Genomic DNA, 15,597 nt, shown 5'->3' with positions numbered 1-15,597 from the left:
CTCGCTATTCGCTCAAAAGCGAGGTGAGGGATTTTCAACAAACGGAACCGCTGAGAGATGCCCCTGAAATCGAAACTGCTGCTGATCATCCTGGACGGCGTGCCCTATCGCAACTGGCGACGCCTGATGGGCAACCTCGAAGGCTGGGTACAGTCGGGCGAGGCGCGCGTCTGGCAGATGCGCTCGGTGCTGCCCTCGACCTCGGCCTGCTGCTACGCCTCGATCCATACCGGCGTTCCGCCGCAGGTCCACGGCATCCATTCGAACGAGGTCCGATTCCGCGTCGAACAGCCCGATCTCTTTTCCGAGATCACCCGGGCCGGCGGCAAGACGGGCGCCGTCACCCATTCCTACTGGTCCGAGTTCTTCAATCGCTGTCCCTTCGATCTCGTCGAGGACATGGAGTATGACGAGCCGGACGGCCCGATCACACATGGCCGCTTCCACACCATGACCGGCTACAACAACAAGAACCAGATGACGCCCAGCGACATCGATCTGTTCGCGACGCTGACCATGCTGACGAAGCGCTTTTCGATCGACTACGGCATCCTGCACACCTGCACGCTGGATTCGATGGGCCACCGCTACGGTCACGACTGCATCGAGATGGACCATGCATGCTACGCCATGGACGGCATGCTCGCCGCCTTCCTGCCGCGCTGGCGGGCAGCCGGCTACGAGGTGATCGTTACTGCCGACCACGGCCAGACCGACCGCGGCCATCACGGCGGCAGGGAAGACGAGCAGCAGGATTTCGCGCTCTATTATTTCGGCACCGCCAGCGGTCCGGAGAGCAGCGTGCTGCTCGATCAGCTCCAGCTCGCGCCGACGATTCTCGGGCGCCTCGGAGTGCCCGTGCCCTCGACCATGAAGGCACGAGCTTTCCTCGAATAGCTTCGGGCGTCTGTTAGCAACCCAACAAACGGCACTTGTCAGAGGATGAAATCGCCCCCGAGCGCATAGGCGCGGATGTAGTCGATCTTCATCTCGGCCGGCGTGGCGAGGCCGTCGGTCGGCGTGCCGGCCAGGCCGCCCACCGCGAGATTGGCAATCATGTACATCGGTTCGTGCATATCGTCGGGCGTCGGAGCACGCGCGACCTCGACGTCGTCGTAGAACCAGATCAGTTCATCCGGGGTCCACAGGAGCCCGTAGCTGTGGAAGCCTTCGGTGTCGGACACATGGACCGACGTCGCCGCCGTGGTGTGGCTGCCCGACGCATTGCTGTGCGCGGTCAGGATGAGCTCGTTGGGATTCTGGCCGCGCATCTCTATCACGTCGAGCTCGGGAGGCCACGATCCGTCCGCCGGCAGCAGCCAGAAGGCCGGCCACACGCCCTGCCGCTCCGGCATGTCGGCCCGAATCTCGAAATAGCCGTAGGTCTGCGTGAAGCTCTCATAGGTCGTCAGCAGGCCGGATGTGTATTCGTAATTGTTGATGTAGGGCCGAATCGCGCCGGGCGCCCGGGCGGCAGTGATCGTCAGCACGCCATCGTCGATGCTGAACGGCGTGACCGACTTGGTCGGACCATAGTCGGTGTCGATATACCATTGGCGCTCATTGTTGCTGGACAATGTGCTGCCGTTCGGCGCTCCCCACCAGAAGTTCGAATCCCATGTGCCGCTGGTGCCGTTCCACAGGTCCAGCCTGTCGAACTCGTCTGCGAAGGACGGCCGGAGCGCAGACCTGTCGATCTCGAGCTTGAACTGACCGGCGCTGAGCTCGGCGATGGTCTTGTTGGCGAAGACCAGGAACTCGTCACCCGAGAGGTTCAGCCTGACATCCGCCCCCGACTGCACCATCTTCGCCTTGACTGCGTCGAAGGAGGTGAATCCGTAACCGCCGATACGGATCACGTCGGCCGCCTGGAAATCGACGATCAGATCGCTGCCCTTGCCTTTCGAGACGACAAAGACGTCACCGCCGGCCCCGCCGATCAGGACGTCGTCTCCGTAGCCGCCATCGAGCGTCTGCCGGCCCGAGCCTCCGGTGATGATGTTGTCCTGGTCGTTTCCGAAAGCGTAACGCTTGTCGCCGGTGACGGTCAGGTTCTCGAAGTTCCTGGGCAATTCATAGCTCATCCAGGTGGAGATGGTGTCGACGCCGCCGTCTCCGAATTCGACCGCCTTGTTCTTCGAGGAATAGAGATAGTAGGTGTCGTCGCCCTTGCCGCCATACATCGTTACCGAGACGGCGGCATCGCCGTAAAGTGCGTCGTTCAGGGTCGTGCCATAAAGCGACGGCCCTGAATTGGTCGCCGAGAACCACCTCTGTGGCGATCCGCTGTAGAAAAGAGGGACGCCTTTGGCGTTCAGTATGCTAGCAGCCATCGATCACGCTCCTTTGCCCGCCGAAAACCTGACTAGCATCGATCGGGCGAGGATGCGGGTTGTTAGCCGGCTTCGACCTTCAAAAAAGCTAACGAAGCGTTACCGCGTACAATCGGTCAGTACGGCCACTCGCCCTTGCCGAGTGCCTTCACCGCGTCGACGATGCGGGTGAAGCTCGCGCGCGCCCGTTCCACGGTATGGCGCGCCCTGAGATAGCCGTGCACCAGCCCTGTCTCCTCGCGCGAGAAGGCCTTGCCGCCCGCCGCGCGCACGCGGTCGCGATAGGCCTCGCCGTCGGAGGACAACGGATCGCATTCTGCCGTTATGATGACCGTCGCCGGCAGCGAAGAAAAATCCGGATCGCGCATCGGCATGTAGCTGACGTCGTTGGAGACGTCGGCGCCGCCGGTACGGATGTCCTTGTAGAAAAGCAGATCGCGCATGGTCAGCATGGGCGCGTCCGCATGGGTCACATAGGAACCCTTGGTGACGTCGCCACCAAGGCCGGGATAGATGAGCACCTGTCCGATGGGCGCGCGGGCGTGACCGCGCGTATGATGCGCCACCGCCGCCGCGAGATTGCCGCCGGCACTGTCGCCGCAGAGCAGGATCGGCTGCGAATAGGTCGAGGCGGCCCATTCGAAGGCGCCCATGGCGTCGTTGAATGCCGCCGGATGGATATGCTCCGGCACCAGCCTGTAATCGACCGAGACGACCTCGTACCCGGTGCGCGCGCAGAGCTCGGCGCACACATCGTCATGGCTTTCCAGCCCGCCCAGGATGAAGCCGCCGCCATGGAAATAGAGCACCATTGCCGAAGCGTCCGGCGTGGCCGGGCGGTATATGCGGATCGGGATCGCATGGGTCGGCGTCTCTATCGCCGAATCCTGCGCGGTCATGCCCTGCGGATAGCCCGCGAAGAACTCCCGGCACATCCGATCGTAGATTTCGCGCTGCTGGGTGATCGTGTAGTCGATCGTATCAGGCGGGTAATAGGCATTGGTGCGCTCGATGAAGGCCCGGGTCTCGGCGTCGATGAGCTTGCTGTAGTCGGTCGTCATCTATCGTCCTTTCCACACCGGATCGCGCTTTTCGGCAAAGGCCCGGAAACCTTCCAAATTGTCCTCCGAGGCATAGAGCTCGTCGACGGTCCGAAACTTCCGCTTCGTGATCCAGTTGATCGCGTCCTGGAACTCCATCGCCTCGGCCCTGCGGGCCACTTCCTTGATCGCGGCGAAGACCAGCGGTGGGCCGCCCGCCAGAAGCCGCGCGATCTCCCACACCCTGTCCTCGAGATTTTCGGCCGACAGCACCTCGTTGACCAGCCCCCAGCGATGCGCCTCCTGCACGTCCATCCAGCGGCCGGTGAGCAGAAGGTCCATGGCCACGTGATAGGGAATGCGCTTCGGCAACTTTATGGTCGCGGCATCGGCCAGTGTGCCGGCGCGGATCTCCGGCAAGGCGAAAGACGAATGATCGGAGGCGTAGATGAGGTCGCAGGACAGCGCCAGTTCGAAGCCGCCGCCGACCGCCATGCCGTTGACGCAGGCAATGACGGGCTTGTTGAGGTCCCGCAGCTCCTGCAGCCCGGCAAAGCCGCCGACACCGTAATCGCCGTCGACGGCGTCGCCGCCGGCCGCCGCCTTCAGGTCCCAGCCGGCCGAGAAGAACTTGTCGCCGGCGGTCCGGACGATCGCAACGCGCAGTTCCGGATCGTCGCGGAACGACTGGAAGGTGAGGCCCATGGCGCGCGACGTCGCGAGGTCGATCGCATTGGCCTTCGGCCTGTCCAGAGTGACTTCGAGGATGGCACCCTCGCGGCGGGTCTTGATCACATCGGACATGGCTGCTCGGCTCCAATCTTGCGGTGGCTCTCGCGGTGTGATGCGGCCGGAACCTCGCCGGCGACCAGCAGCGCATCGGCGATCCAGGCGCCCTGACCTTCACCGCAGACGATCAGCGGATTGATGTCGAGCTCCTCGATCGTCTCGGCCTCGGTGACGGCGAATGCGGCAATGGCGAGCACCGCGTCGAGCGCCGCGTCGAGATCGGCCTTGGGCCGGCCCCGATAGCCGTCGAGCAGCGGGAAGAGCTTCAGCCCGCGCAAGGCGGCTTCGACGTCGCCCCTGCGCGCCGGCAGAAGCAATGTCGCGGAATCCTTCAACAATTCGACGAGCACGCCGCCGGAGCCGATCGTCATGACCGGTCCAAACAGCGGATCGCGCGTGATGCCGACGATCAGTTCGGCCACGCCGCCCGACACCATGCGCTCGACATAGAGGCCTGTACCCAGTCCGGCAAGGCTCTCCGCGGCGACACGAACCGCCTCGCCGTCGCGGAGGTCGAGCTTCACCGCGCCATGTTCCGACTTGTGCGCGAGGCCGAGCGCCTTGAGCGCCACCGGAAAACCCAGGGCCCGCGCCGCCGCGACCGCTTCGTCCGGGTTCGAGGCGTGACGGCCGGGGGGCACCGGAAGGCCATGGGCGGCCAGCATTGCCTTCGCTTCTGCCTCGTCGGACGTGCGCCCGGCGCATCGTTCGCACGAACCCGTCTTGTCGGCGACGGCCGGCGCCGCGCCTGCCACCCACGCCTCGCCGATCGAAGCCGCAGCCTCGGCCGCGTCGATCGCCTCGGCAATGCCGCAGAGGGGCACGATGCCGCGCGCGATGAGGTCGGCGCAATATTCCTCCGGCAGGTTCTCCGGCAAAGAGGCGACGATCGCGCCCTTTGCCGAATTCGTCCTCAACGCGGCTTCGAAGGCACGCAGCGTCGGGAACCAGTCGGCATCGGAGCAGCGATCGCCGCGCGGGAAATCGATGACCAGCATGTTGAGATCGAAGCCGCCCGAGACCATCGCCGTAAAGGCGGCCGTCATCGCCGGTTCGTTGTTCCAGATGAAGGTGTGGTAATCGAGCGGGTTGGCGACCGCCACCAGCGGCCCGAGCGTCGACTTCACTTGCGCCCGATGCGCCTCGGTGAGCGCAGGGAAATAGACGCGCCGGCCTTCCGCACTGTCGGCCATGACCGACGCCTCACCACCCGAACAGCTCATCGAAGACAGCCGATGGCCCCGGAGCGGTCCTGCCGCGTGGACCAGCTTCAGCGCCTCGAGAAAGGATGGGATCGTATCGACGCGGGCTATCCCCAGACGCTTCAGGAAAGCGTCGGAAGCCGCATCCGAACCGGCCAGCGACGCCGTGTGCGAGATCGTCGCGGCCCGCGCCTGCTCCGATCGGCCGACCTTCATCGCGACGACAGGCTTGCCCAGTTCGCGAGCACGCGCCGCCAGCCTCTCGAAACCGGAAGCGGAATCGAAGCCCTCGATATGCAGGCCGAGCGCGGAGACCCGATCGTCCTCGATCAATCCAAGCGCCATCTCCGAAAGGCCGGTCTGGGCCTGGTTGCCGGCCGTCATCACATAGGCGACCGGCAGGCCGCGCTTCTGCATCGTCATGTTGATGGCGATGTTGGAGGATTGGGTGACGATCGCGACGCCCCGCCCGCCTTCGGCGAGCCTGATGCCGCCATGCTGGTCCGGCCACAGCAGCGCACCATCGGCATAGTTGATCAGACCGTAGCAGTTAGGACCGATTATGGGCATGGCGCCGGCGGCGTCGAGTAGTTCCTGCTGCAGGCGTTCGCCGTCCTCGTCATAGTCGCCGGTTTCCAGGAAGCCTGCGGCAAAGCAGACCGCGCCGCCCGCCCCGCGCTCGCCGAGCTCCCTGACGACATCGAGCGTGAGGTGCCTGTTGACGCCGACAAAGGCGGCATCGGGGGCATCAGGCAACTCGCCCACCGAACGATAGGCCCTGACGCCGGCCACCTCATCCTTGGAGGGATGGACCGGCCAGATGTCGCCGGAAAAACCCATCATCAGCGACTGCCGGACAACAGCGGCCGCCTGCACACCGCCGAAGACGGCGATGGAGCGGGGACGCAGCAGGCGTTCAAGCCGATGCATGAACGCCCCTCTCTGGCTCAGCTAGGGGATGTACACATCTCGCAAAGCCCGACCGTTGGCGCAGGTTCGAAAGCAGGTGAGACCATTGAAGAGTGTGACCGCCGCGCTTCGGCGAGCACCCCTCATCCGACCCAGCCAGTATTTCGGCTGCACTGTTGAGCTCGTCATAACTGCCGGGGCCGAAATACTGTCTGGGCCACCTTCTCCCACAAGGGGAGAAGGCAGGATTGCAGAGGCGTTGCCGCCAACCTTCAACGCTGGCGATTTGCGGAACTGTCAAAGCCAGGCTCCCCCTTCTCCCCTTGTGGGAGAAGGTGGCCCAGCCTGTATTTCGGCTTAAGCGGTCGTGCCGAACTGGAGGGTGAAGCCGAAATACAGGGTGGGTCGGATGAGGGGTGCTCTCCGGAGTGCGGCGGTGGATGCGCATCGCGGTACTATCCACCCACGGCGCGCAGCAGCGCGCGCGAGATGATGTGGCGCTGGATCTCGGATGTGCCTTCCCAGATGCGCTCGACCCTGGCGTCGCGCCAGATACGCTCGAGCGGCAGGTCGTCCATGAGACCCATGCCGCCATGGACCTGGATAGCCTCGTCGGCCACGAAGGCGAGCATCTCGGTGGCCTTCAGCTTGGCCATGGCCATGTCCTGATCGGTGACCGTGCCCTGGTCGTATTTCCAGCCGGCCTCGAACACCATCAGGTCGGCAGCCTTCAGTTCCGTCGCCATGTCAGCCAGCTTGAAGGAAACGCCCTGGAACTTGCCGATCTGCTGTCCGAACTGCTCGCGCTGCGCGGCATAGTCGACGGCGTGGCCGAGCGCGCGCTCGGCACGGCCGAGGCATGTCGCGGCGACTTGGAGCCGTGTCGCTCCGAGCCAGCTGTTGGCGACCTCGAAGCCCTTGTGGACCTCGCCCAGCACCTGCTCCTTGTGCAGGCGGCAGTCGTCGAATTCGAGGATCGCATTCGTGTAGCCGCGATGCGAGACGTTGCGATACCCCTCGCGAACGGTGAAGCCCTTGGTCCCCTTGTCGACGAAGAAGGCGGTGATCTTCTTGCGCTTGCCGCGCGGGCTGTCCTCCTCGCCAGAGGCCATGAAGACGATGGCGAAATCGGCGAGGTCGGCATGCGAGATGAAATGCTTGGTGCCGTTGAGCACCCAGTCGTCTCCGTCCTGCACCGCGCTGGCCTTCATGCCACGCAGGTCAGACCCGGCGCCGGGCTCGGTCATGGCAAGGCAGTCCCATTTCTCGCCGCGCACGCAGGGGAACAGATATTTCTCGCGCTGCTGCGGCGTGCCGGCGAGCAGGATGTTGGAAGGCCGCGCCACGCAGGTCCAGTGAAGCGCGTAATTCGCCCGGCCGAGTTCCTTTTCATAGAGCAGCCAGGTGACGGTATCGAGCCCGGCCCCGCCCACCTCGGTGGGCATATTGGCGGCGTAGAGACCGGCCGCGATGGCCTTCGCCTTCAGCTCCTCGATCAAGTCGCGCCTGAGATGACCGCTGCGCTCGACCTCCGCCTCATGCGGATAGAGCTCGTTCTCGACGAAGGCCCGTGTCGTCTGGACGATCAGCTTCTGCTCTTCGGAGAGGCCGAAATCCATGGGTTCACCCCTTCTTCTTGCTGCCCGGCTTCTTTCTGTGCTTGCCGGCCTTGGCTTCCTTGACCACCTTGTCGGCCTTGACATCCTTGGCTGGCTTCTCGGCCTTGGCCTTGCCGGATTTCGCGGCCTTTGCAAGCTGCTTCGTATAGTCCTTGTGCAGTTCGCCCGCGCCCCAGCCCTTGCCCTTGTTCTGCCTGGACAGGGCTTCCATGATGGCGACCAGATTGTCGTCGCGGATCCGCTCCAGCTCACGGATCGACAGGCCATTGGCCTGCTCGTCGGACTGGTCGGCGATCTTGTCGACCAGCTCGTCGGTCAGTTCGGGAACGTCGGTCAGCTTGGTCCAGGGCCACGCCAGGCACGGGCCGAACTGGGCGATGAAGTGGCGCATGCCGGCTTCGCCGCCGGCGATGCGGTAGACCTGGAACATGCCCATCTGCGCCCACCGTATGCCGAAGGAATAACGCATGATGTCGTCGAGTTCCTCGACGGTGGTGATGTCGTCCTTGATCAACCACAGGGCCTCGCGCCACACCGCTTCGAGCAGGCGGTCGCCGACGAAGGCCTCGATCTCCTTCCTGATGACGACGGGCTTCATGCCGATCGAGGCGTAGAGCACGCGCGCCTTCTCGATCGCCTTCTTCGACGTCTTCTCGCCGCCGACGATCTCGACCAGCGGCAGGAGATAGACCGGGTTGAACGGGTGGCCGACGACCAGCCGTTCAGGACGCTTCAGCGCCGTCTGCATGTCAGTCGGCTTCAACCCTGAGGTCGATGAGCCGATCAGTGCGCCCTTCGGCGCATGGGCGTCGATCTCCGCCAGCACCTTGTGCTTCAGGTCCAGCCGCTCCGGAACGCTTTCCTGGATGAAGTCGGCCCCGGCCACCGCCTCCGCGATGGTTTTGGCATAGGTGATCCTGCCCTCCTTGGGCAGACCGCCCGGCGCCATCTTGCGATAGGCGCGGCGGGCTCCTTTCATCACTTCGTCGACCTTGCGCGCCGCTTCCGGATCAGGATCGAAGACAGCCACGTCGATGCCGTTGAGGACGAGGCGCGCAACCCAACCTGCGCCGATGACCCCGCCGCCGATGGCGGCGGCCTTGTTGATCGGGCCCATCGTCCTACCACCGCTTCTCGAGCTTGAGCTTCTTGCGCACGTCGGCCGCGCTCATCACGCGCGAGCCCATGCCTTCCGCGACCTTGACGGCCCGCTCCACCAAGGCCCCGTTGGTTGCGAGCACACCCTTGTCGAGCCAGATATTGTCCTCCAGCCCGACGCGGATGTTGCCGCCGCAGGCGAGCGCCACTGCCGTGTAGGGCAGCTGGTTGCGGCCGATCGAGAAAGCCGAGAAGACCCAGTCGGACGGGAGGTTCGCGGTGAGCGCCGTCAGCGTGGCGATATCGTCGGGCGCCCCCCACGGTATGCCCATGCAGAGCTGCACCATGACCGGATCGTCGAGCAGGCCCTGGCCGTGCAGCCATTTCGCCAGCAGCAGATGGCCGGTGTCGAAGATCTCGACCTCGGGTTTGACGCCATGCGCCTGGATCTGGCGCGCCATCTCCTTCAGCATCATCGGCGTATTGGTCATGATGTAGTCCTGCTCGCCGAAATTCATCGTGCCGCAGTCGAGCGTGCAGATCTCCGGCAGCAGCTTGGCCACATGGGCGAGCCGCTCCGTGGCGCCGGCCATGTCGGTTCCGACGGTGGCGGGCGGCAACGGTATCTCGACCCCGCCGAGCGTGAGGTCGCCACCCATGCCGGCGGTGAGGTTCAGCACGACGTCGACACCCGACTGCTTCACAAGGTTCACCACCTCCTCATAGAGATGGACGTCGCGCGCCCCCTTGCCCGTTTCGGGGTCGCGGACATGGATATGGGCGATCGCAGCACCCGCATTGGCGGCCTCGATCGCCGCATCGGCGATCTGCCGCGGCGTGACCGGAACCTTGTTGGAACGGCTGGTGGTGTCGCCGGAACCGGTGACGGCACAGGTGATGAATACGTCGCGGCTGGGATTGAGACTCATGGAAGCTCCTCCTTTGCGGGCATGTGCGCTGTCGCGTCGTGCCAACGCCGTGTGCGCATCTTGCGCACCGTGAAGCGCCTTTGCCCATTTCAGCGCATAATCCCCTGACTTGCAGAAAGCTGCTTTGCATTTTACGAATGATGCTTGATGAAAAACGAAAGGCCTTCGATCTTCCAGCCCGAGCGCACCCCACTCAGGATGACGCTCCTCATTCTCGCCGGATCGTCGATCATGTGCGTGGCTTCGACTGTCGATCCGATCAGGGCGGCCAACCGAGTCTCCGGTGAAACGCTGTTCGACTGGAAGATCGTCTCGGCGGATGGGAAGCCGCCCGCCACCACATCGGGCCTGCCAGTCGCGGTGAGCGGCCGTTTCGACGCCGGCGAAAGGACCGACGTGCTGGTCGTGGTAGGCGGCTTCGGAACGCGGCAGCAGGCGACATCAGCCATGCTGGCGGCAATCCGCAAGGTCGCGCGCTCCGCACGCGCGGTCGGTGGCGTCGAGGCCGGCACATGGCTGCTCGGCCGCGCCGGACTGCTCGACGGACGATCCGCGACCACCCACTGGGAGGACATGGAGGATTTTGCCGCCGCCTTCCCCGACGCCGACATCAGGCCGGACCGCTACGTCATTGACGGCCCGGTCTTCACGACGGGGGGCGCCTCGCCCACCTTCGACCTGATGCTGCATCTCATCCGCATGCGGCTTGGCATGGCCGTCGCTCTCGATGTGGCGAGCGTCTTCATCTACGATCAGGCGCGGGCCGCGACCGACGCGCAGCCGCTGGTATCGCTCGGCCGTCTCGACGGCTACGACCCGCGGCTCGCCCAGGCGATCCGGCTGATGGAGGCCCATGTCGACCAGCCGCTGACAGTGTCGGCTATCGCGCGGCGCACCGGCATCACCGCGCGTACGCTGGAGAAGGTCTTTGCCAAAGCGATCGGCGAGACGCCAGGCGCCTATTATCTCCGGCTGCGGCTCGCCGCAGCCCGCCGCCTTGTCGTCGATACCGCCGTGCCGATGGCCGACATCGCTGCGCGCACGGGGTTTTCGAGCGGGGCGGCCTTCTCGCGGGCCTTCTCGCACGCCTTCGGCGAGGCACCGGTGAAGCTGCGCCGCGGCTAGTGCCCTTGCCGAAAATCACGCCTCGGTATATATCTTGATATATACTGACTGGAAGGAGGCATGGGAATGACAGCCGTCGCAAAGCTCTTCATGAACGGGCGCAGCCAAGCCGTGCGCCTTCCCCAGGAGTTTCGGTTCAAGGGAACGGAAGTGGAGATCTGGCGGGACCCGGCAACGGGACACGTGATCCTGGCAGAGAAGCCGCAGCGGACAGGGTCGTGGGAGAAGTTCTTTGCCGCGCGGGACGCGCTCAGGCCGGAGGACATTCCCGAAGATTTCCTGAAGGACCGGGACCAGGGGACTCAGGAGCGGGACGACCCCTTCGCATGAATACGCGCTACATGCTCGATACGAACGCTATCGGACTGATCGTGACGAAGCGATCGGGACCTGTCGCCGACCGACACAGCAAAATCCCGCCCCAGGATATTTGCGTGTCCGCCATCTCTTTCGGGGAAATCCAGTTTGGGTTGGCAAAGCGCCCGGAGGCTACCCGTTTGGCGGGGGTAACAGCCGACTTCTTCGCCGAGGTCGACGTGCTGCAATGGTCGGCACAAGAAGCAAGGCTCTATGGCCACCTCCGCGCCCATATGGAGCGACAGGCGAAAAGCCTAGGCGCACTCGACATGCTCATCGCCGCCCATGCGCTTTCTGTCGGCGCGACGCTCGTCACGAGCGATCGCGCCTTCCGTCTCGTCCCCGACCTCCGGATCGAGGACTGGCTGGAGGGTTAGACCCGCTCCAGCGCGACGGCGATGCCCTGGCCGACGCCGATGCACATGGTGGCGAGCGCCAGCCTGGCACCGCGCTCCCTGAGTTCCAGCGCGGCAGTGCCGGCGATCCGGGCCCCCGACATGCCCAGCGGATGGCCGAGCGCGATCGCCCCGCCATTCGGGTTCACATGCTCCGCGTCCTCGGCGATCCCGAGTTCGCGGAGCACGGCGATGCCTTGGGAGGCGAAGGCTTCGTTCAACTCGACGACGCCGAAATCCGTCGGCTTGAGGCCGAGCCGGGCGCAGAGCTTCTTCGTTGCCGGAGCCGGGCCGATGCCCATGATGCGCGGCTCGACGCCTGCCGCCGCGCCGCCGAGGATGCGCGCGATGGGGTTGAGGCCATGCTTCCTGGCGGCCGTTTCCGAAGCGACGATCAGCGCCGCCGCTCCGTCGTTGACGCCGGATGCGTTGCCGGCCGTAACCGTGCCGCCCTGCCGGAACGGCGTCGGTAGCTTGGCCAGCGTCTCCACCGTAGTGCCGGCGCGCGGATGCTCGTCCTTGCCGACCACGACAGGATCGCCCTTGCGCTGCGGGATGGTCACCGGCACGATCTCCTTGGCCAGCCGGCCGTTGGCCTGCGCCGCCACGGCCTTGTCCTGGCTGCGCACGGCAAAGGCATCCTGGTCGGCACGCGACACCTGGAACTGCTCGGCGACATTCTCACCGGTCTCCGGCATGGAATCGATGCCGTACTGCTTCTTCATCAGCGGATTGACGAAACGCCAGCCGATGGTGGTGTCGTAGATCTCGGCATTGCGCGAGAAGGCGGTGTCGGCCTTGGGCATGACGAAGGGCGCCCGCGACATGGATTCCACGCCGCCGACCACCATCAGCTCGGCCTCGCCTGACTTGATCGCCCGCGCCGCGATGATGAGTGCATCCATGCCGGATCCGCAGAGCCGGTTGACGGTCGAGCCCGGGATCTCCTGCGGCAAGCCGGCGAGAAGCAGCGACATGCGCGCCACGTTGCGATTGTCCTCGCCCGCCTGGTTGGCGCAGCCATAGACGAGGTCGTCGACGGCCTGCCAGTCGACGGTAGCGTTGCGCTCGACCAGCGCCTTGAGCGGGACAGCGCCGAGATCGTCGGCGCGCACCGACGACAAGGAGCCGCCGAAGCGGCCGATCGGAGTGCGGATGTAGTCACAGATGAATGCTTCGGCCATGGTCATGCCTTTTCGGTCTTTGCGGTGCCCTGATGCGCCGCCTTGGTACGGGCCTGCAGGTCGCGCAGCGTCTTCAGTTCGAGCTCGGTCGGTGCCGGCGTCACCTCGATATCCCCGGCGAACTTCACCGTCCAGCCGCAAGTCTCCTGAACCTGCTCGCGTGTCACGCCTGGATGCAACGAAACGACTGTGAATTCCTTGGTCACCGGATCGGGCTTCCAGATGGCGAGATCGGTGATCAGGAGGGTCGGCCCCTTGGTGTCGATGCCGAGTCGCTTTCGATGGTCGCCGCCCTCGCCATGGCCGAAGGAGGTGAAGAAGTCGATCTTTTCGACCATGCCGCGCTTCGATTGCGCCATGGTGATATAGACCTCCTGCGAGGAGGTGGCGATCTCGGGCGCGCCGCCGCCGCCAGGAAGCCGGGTCTTGGGCTTGTGATAGTCGCCGATCACGGTCGTGTTGATATTGCCGAAGCGGTCGAGCTGGGCAGCCCCCAGGAAACCGATGGTGATGCGGCCGCCCTGCAGCCAGTAGCGGAACATCTCCGGCACGGACACCGTCGTCACCGCCGTCTCGCAGAGCTCGCCGTCGCCGATCGACAGCGGCAGAACGTCGGGAGCCGTGCCGATCGTGCCGCTTTCATAGATGAGCGTGATGTCTGGCGCGTGCGTCAGCCGCGCGACATTGCAGGCGGCCGACGGCGCGCCGATGCCTACGAAGCAGACGTCGTCGTTCTTCAACGCGCGCGAGGCGGCGATCGTCATCATCTCGTTGGGGGTGAAACCGAGATCCGTGCTCATGCGGTCTTCCTCAGATGGGCGACACGGCCGGCAAAGTCGTCGGCGGTCTTTTCGATCACATTCTTCTGCATCCAGTCGCGGAACTTGTCGCGGTCGGCGGCGATCTCGTCCCATTCGAGATAGGACGCATTGTCGCGGATGTAGTAGCCGTGGGTGTAGGATGGATGCGCACCGCCCGGCACGACCGAGACCGCAGTGATGGTCCAGCTCGGCAGCACGGTCAGGTTGGGATGCAGGTCGGCGAAGTCGTCGACCACCTCCTCGACGGTGACCACGGCACGCTTGGCTGCGAGCACTGCTTCCTTCTGGATGCCGATGATGCCTTCGACGAGCACATTGCCCTTCCTGTCGGCCTTCTGCGCGTGGATGAAGGTGACGTCAGGGCGCAGCGCCGGAACCGCCGCCAGCTTCTCTCCCGTGAAGGGGCAGGTGACGGAGCGGATGTTGGGGTTCACCTCGGCGAGGCCGGCGCCGCGATAGCCGCGGAAGACGGCGAAGGGGAGCCCCGCGGCGCCCGCTTCATAGGCGTTCGCCATGCCGGCATGGGAGTGCTCCTCGACCTCGACAGCCCGCGGCCAGCCGTTCTCGATCGCGTCACGCGCACGCCGCAGGAGACCGACACCGGGGTTGCCGACATAGGAGAAGACGATCTTCTTCGCCATGCCCATGCCGATCATCTGGTCATAGATGAGGTCGGGCGTCATGCGGATCAGGGTCAGGTCCTTGAAACCCTGGCGGATGGCCTCATGCACGGCCGCCGTGGGAATGAGATGCGTGAACCCTTCGAAGGCGACGGTATCGCCGTCCTTCAGATTCTCCGCCACCGCCTGGCTGAGCGGCATGAACTTTGCCATCGCAGATCCTCCGAAAAGTTCGTATTGCGAACAATTGTTTTGTATGTGATACTTCCTATATGACGAACCATGACGAGTCAATCGCGACGATGGCGGCCGGGGAAGCGCCGGATGCCGGCCATTCGCGCGATCATGTGTCTTCCCTGGAACGCGGGCTCGGCGTCATGGAGATCCTCGCCGCCCATCCCGCCGGCCTGACTTTGACCGAGACCGCCGAGAAGGCGGGACTGACGCGAGCCGGCGCACGCCGTTTCCTGCTGACCCTGGTCGCGACCGGCTATGCCACGCAGGAGGGCCGCCGCTTTCTCCTGTCGCCCAGGCTGATCTCGCTTGCCCGGGTCTGGCTCGGCGGCTCGTCGCTATGGACCTATGCCGAGCCTTTCATGCGCGAAGTCTCCGGCGCTCTTGCTGAATCCTGCTCCGCCGCCATCCTCTCCGGCGAGGACGTGGTCTATGTCGCGCGTGTTCCCGGCCGCCATATCGTCAGCATCGCGCTGCATATCGGCACGAGGCTGCCGGCCTACTGCACCTCCATGGGCCGGGTGCTGCTGTCCGGTCTCGCACCGGATGCGCTCGACGCTTTCCTCTCCCGGGCCACGATCCGCGCGAATACGGCCAAGACGATCACCGATCGGGTGGAACTCGCACAGACCATCGTCGAGGCGGGCCGCAAAGGGTTCGCCTCCGTCGACGAGGAACTGGAGATCGGCCTGCGCTCCATCGCTGTGCCCATCCGCGACCGGTCGGGCGCCATCGTCGCGGCCATCAACGTCTCGACCCAGTCGGCGCGCGTTTCCGTGGCCGAGATGGAGCGCGAGATCCTGCCTCATCTAAAGCGGGCCGCGACCGGCATTGAGGACTATTTCGTCGTTCAGTGATCCGGGCCCGCGACGTCGATACCTCCCGTCCCGTCGTGAAAGCACAACCGAGACGGATACCGGCGGGTGTGAGCCTCGCCGGGTC

15 protein-coding genes are annotated in these 15,597 nt (G+C 64.9%); 5 read left to right on the top strand and 10 right to left on the bottom strand.

Annotated elements, in window-relative coordinates; translation table 11 throughout:
* Positions 1 to 57: 57 nt before the first annotated feature.
* Entirely contained in the window at positions 58 to 897 is an 840-nt protein-coding gene (locus JN302_RS13075; protein WP_202333159.1) for an alkaline phosphatase family protein, read from the top strand.
* Between the two features lie 38 nt (positions 898 to 935).
* Here the strand turns inward: JN302_RS13075 and JN302_RS13070 are convergent, their stop codons facing one another.
* The 7 genes from JN302_RS13070 to JN302_RS13040 form a co-directional block, all read right to left on the bottom strand.
* Complete coding sequence (locus tag JN302_RS13070) at positions 936 to 2,333, bottom strand: family 16 glycosylhydrolase (protein WP_202333158.1); 1,398 nt, start codon at positions 2,331 to 2,333, stop codon at positions 936 to 938.
* A gap of 116 nt (positions 2,334 to 2,449) precedes the next feature.
* Positions 2,450 to 3,394, bottom strand: a complete 945-nt coding sequence (locus JN302_RS13065; RefSeq protein ID WP_202333157.1) for an alpha/beta hydrolase — start codon at positions 3,392 to 3,394, stop codon at positions 2,450 to 2,452.
* Positions 3,395 to 4,177, bottom strand: a complete 783-nt coding sequence (locus JN302_RS13060; RefSeq protein ID WP_202333156.1) for a carnitinyl-CoA dehydratase — start codon at positions 4,175 to 4,177, stop codon at positions 3,395 to 3,397. It lies immediately after the preceding gene.
* A complete protein-coding gene (locus JN302_RS13055; RefSeq protein WP_202333155.1) occupies positions 4,165 to 6,294 on the bottom strand; it encodes an acetate--CoA ligase family protein in 2,130 nt (709 codons plus the stop codon). Before JN302_RS13055 ends, JN302_RS13060 begins: the two co-directional genes overlap by 13 nt.
* Before the next feature lie 434 nt (positions 6,295 to 6,728).
* On the bottom strand, positions 6,729 to 7,892 hold the full coding sequence (locus JN302_RS13050) for an acyl-CoA dehydrogenase family protein (RefSeq protein WP_202312678.1): 1,164 nt from the start codon (positions 7,890 to 7,892) through the stop codon (positions 6,729 to 6,731).
* Positions 7,893 to 7,896: 4 nt separating this feature from the next.
* Entirely contained in the window at positions 7,897 to 9,009 is a 1,113-nt protein-coding gene (locus JN302_RS13045) for a carnitine 3-dehydrogenase (protein ID WP_202312677.1), read from the bottom strand.
* A gap of 4 nt (positions 9,010 to 9,013) precedes the next feature.
* On the bottom strand, positions 9,014 to 9,919 hold the full coding sequence (locus JN302_RS13040; protein ID WP_202333154.1) for a 3-keto-5-aminohexanoate cleavage protein: 906 nt from the start codon (positions 9,917 to 9,919) through the stop codon (positions 9,014 to 9,016).
* Positions 9,920 to 10,063: 144 nt separating this feature from the next.
* Between JN302_RS13040 and JN302_RS13035 the strand changes: the two genes are divergently transcribed.
* The 3 genes from JN302_RS13035 (at position 10,064) to JN302_RS13025 (ending at position 11,778) form a co-directional block, all read left to right on the top strand.
* The gene (locus JN302_RS13035) at positions 10,064 to 11,044 is read left to right on the top strand and encodes a GlxA family transcriptional regulator (protein WP_202333153.1); all 981 of its coding nucleotides are present in this window, start codon (positions 10,064 to 10,066) and stop codon (positions 11,042 to 11,044) included.
* 66 nt (positions 11,045 to 11,110) lie between these two features.
* Complete coding sequence (locus JN302_RS13030) at positions 11,111 to 11,374, top strand: antitoxin (RefSeq protein WP_202312674.1); 264 nt, start codon at positions 11,111 to 11,113, stop codon at positions 11,372 to 11,374.
* Positions 11,371 to 11,778 (top strand): type II toxin-antitoxin system VapC family toxin, encoded by a 408-nt coding sequence (locus JN302_RS13025; RefSeq protein WP_202312673.1) that lies wholly within the window; start codon positions 11,371 to 11,373, stop codon positions 11,776 to 11,778. The genes JN302_RS13030 and JN302_RS13025 overlap by 4 nt, the downstream gene beginning before the upstream one ends.
* Here JN302_RS13025 and pcaF read toward each other — a convergent pair.
* Genes pcaF through JN302_RS13010 form a run of 3 tightly spaced genes read right to left on the bottom strand, consistent with a single transcriptional unit; the run spans position 11,775 to position 14,634 of the window.
* Positions 11,775 to 12,980 (bottom strand): 3-oxoadipyl-CoA thiolase, encoded by a 1,206-nt coding sequence (gene pcaF, locus JN302_RS13020; RefSeq protein ID WP_202333152.1) that lies wholly within the window; start codon positions 12,978 to 12,980, stop codon positions 11,775 to 11,777. The two genes, JN302_RS13025 and pcaF, sit on opposite strands and share 4 nt — an antisense overlap.
* A 2-nt stretch (positions 12,981 to 12,982) precedes the next feature.
* Positions 12,983 to 13,780: a CoA-transferase subunit beta gene (locus JN302_RS13015; RefSeq protein WP_202312671.1), complete on the bottom strand. Its 798-nt coding sequence runs from the start codon at positions 13,778 to 13,780 to the stop codon at positions 12,983 to 12,985.
* Positions 13,777 to 14,634: a CoA transferase subunit A gene (locus JN302_RS13010; RefSeq protein ID WP_202333151.1), complete on the bottom strand. Its 858-nt coding sequence runs from the start codon at positions 14,632 to 14,634 to the stop codon at positions 13,777 to 13,779. The genes JN302_RS13015 and JN302_RS13010 overlap by 4 nt, the downstream gene beginning before the upstream one ends.
* A gap of 89 nt (positions 14,635 to 14,723) precedes the next feature.
* Between JN302_RS13010 and JN302_RS13005 the strand changes: the two genes are divergently transcribed.
* Positions 14,724 to 15,512: an IclR family transcriptional regulator domain-containing protein gene (locus tag JN302_RS13005; protein ID WP_202314732.1), complete on the top strand. Its 789-nt coding sequence runs from the start codon at positions 14,724 to 14,726 to the stop codon at positions 15,510 to 15,512.
* Positions 15,513 to 15,597: the final 85 nt, after the last annotated feature.

It is taken from the genome of Mesorhizobium sp. L-8-3, from assembly GCF_016756615.1.
Lineage (GTDB): Bacteria > Pseudomonadota > Alphaproteobacteria > Rhizobiales > Rhizobiaceae.
Note: the sequence above shows the minus strand (reverse complement) of the source record. Positions and strands in the feature narration are given on the sequence as shown.

Excerpts from the sequence above, each read along its gene's own strand:
- JN302_RS13075 (WP_202333159.1), top strand. The coding sequence starts at position 58 with ATGCCCCTGAAATCGAAACTGCTGCTGATCATCCTGGACGGCGTGCCC.
- JN302_RS13070 (WP_202333158.1), bottom strand. The coding sequence starts at position 2,333 with ATGGCTGCTAGCATACTGAACGCCAAAGGCGTCCCTCTTTTCTACAGC.
- JN302_RS13065 (WP_202333157.1), bottom strand. The coding sequence starts at position 3,394 with ATGACGACCGACTACAGCAAGCTCATCGACGCCGAGACCCGGGCCTTC.
- JN302_RS13060 (WP_202333156.1), bottom strand. The coding sequence starts at position 4,177 with ATGTCCGATGTGATCAAGACCCGCCGCGAGGGTGCCATCCTCGAAGTC.
- JN302_RS13055 (WP_202333155.1), bottom strand. The coding sequence starts at position 6,294 with ATGCATCGGCTTGAACGCCTGCTGCGTCCCCGCTCCATCGCCGTCTTC.
- JN302_RS13050 (WP_202312678.1), bottom strand. The coding sequence starts at position 7,892 with ATGGATTTCGGCCTCTCCGAAGAGCAGAAGCTGATCGTCCAGACGACA.
- JN302_RS13045 (WP_202312677.1), bottom strand. The coding sequence starts at position 9,009 with ATGGGCCCGATCAACAAGGCCGCCGCCATCGGCGGCGGGGTCATCGGC.
- JN302_RS13040 (WP_202333154.1), bottom strand. The coding sequence starts at position 9,919 with ATGAGTCTCAATCCCAGCCGCGACGTATTCATCACCTGTGCCGTCACC.
- JN302_RS13030 (WP_202312674.1), top strand. The coding sequence starts at position 11,111 with ATGACAGCCGTCGCAAAGCTCTTCATGAACGGGCGCAGCCAAGCCGTG.
- JN302_RS13025 (WP_202312673.1), top strand. The coding sequence starts at position 11,371 with ATGAATACGCGCTACATGCTCGATACGAACGCTATCGGACTGATCGTG.
- pcaF (WP_202333152.1), bottom strand. The coding sequence starts at position 12,980 with ATGGCCGAAGCATTCATCTGTGACTACATCCGCACTCCGATCGGCCGC.
- JN302_RS13015 (WP_202312671.1), bottom strand. The coding sequence starts at position 13,780 with ATGAGCACGGATCTCGGTTTCACCCCCAACGAGATGATGACGATCGCC.
- JN302_RS13010 (WP_202333151.1), bottom strand. The coding sequence starts at position 14,634 with ATGGCAAAGTTCATGCCGCTCAGCCAGGCGGTGGCGGAGAATCTGAAG.
- JN302_RS13005 (WP_202314732.1), top strand. The coding sequence starts at position 14,724 with ATGGCGGCCGGGGAAGCGCCGGATGCCGGCCATTCGCGCGATCATGTG.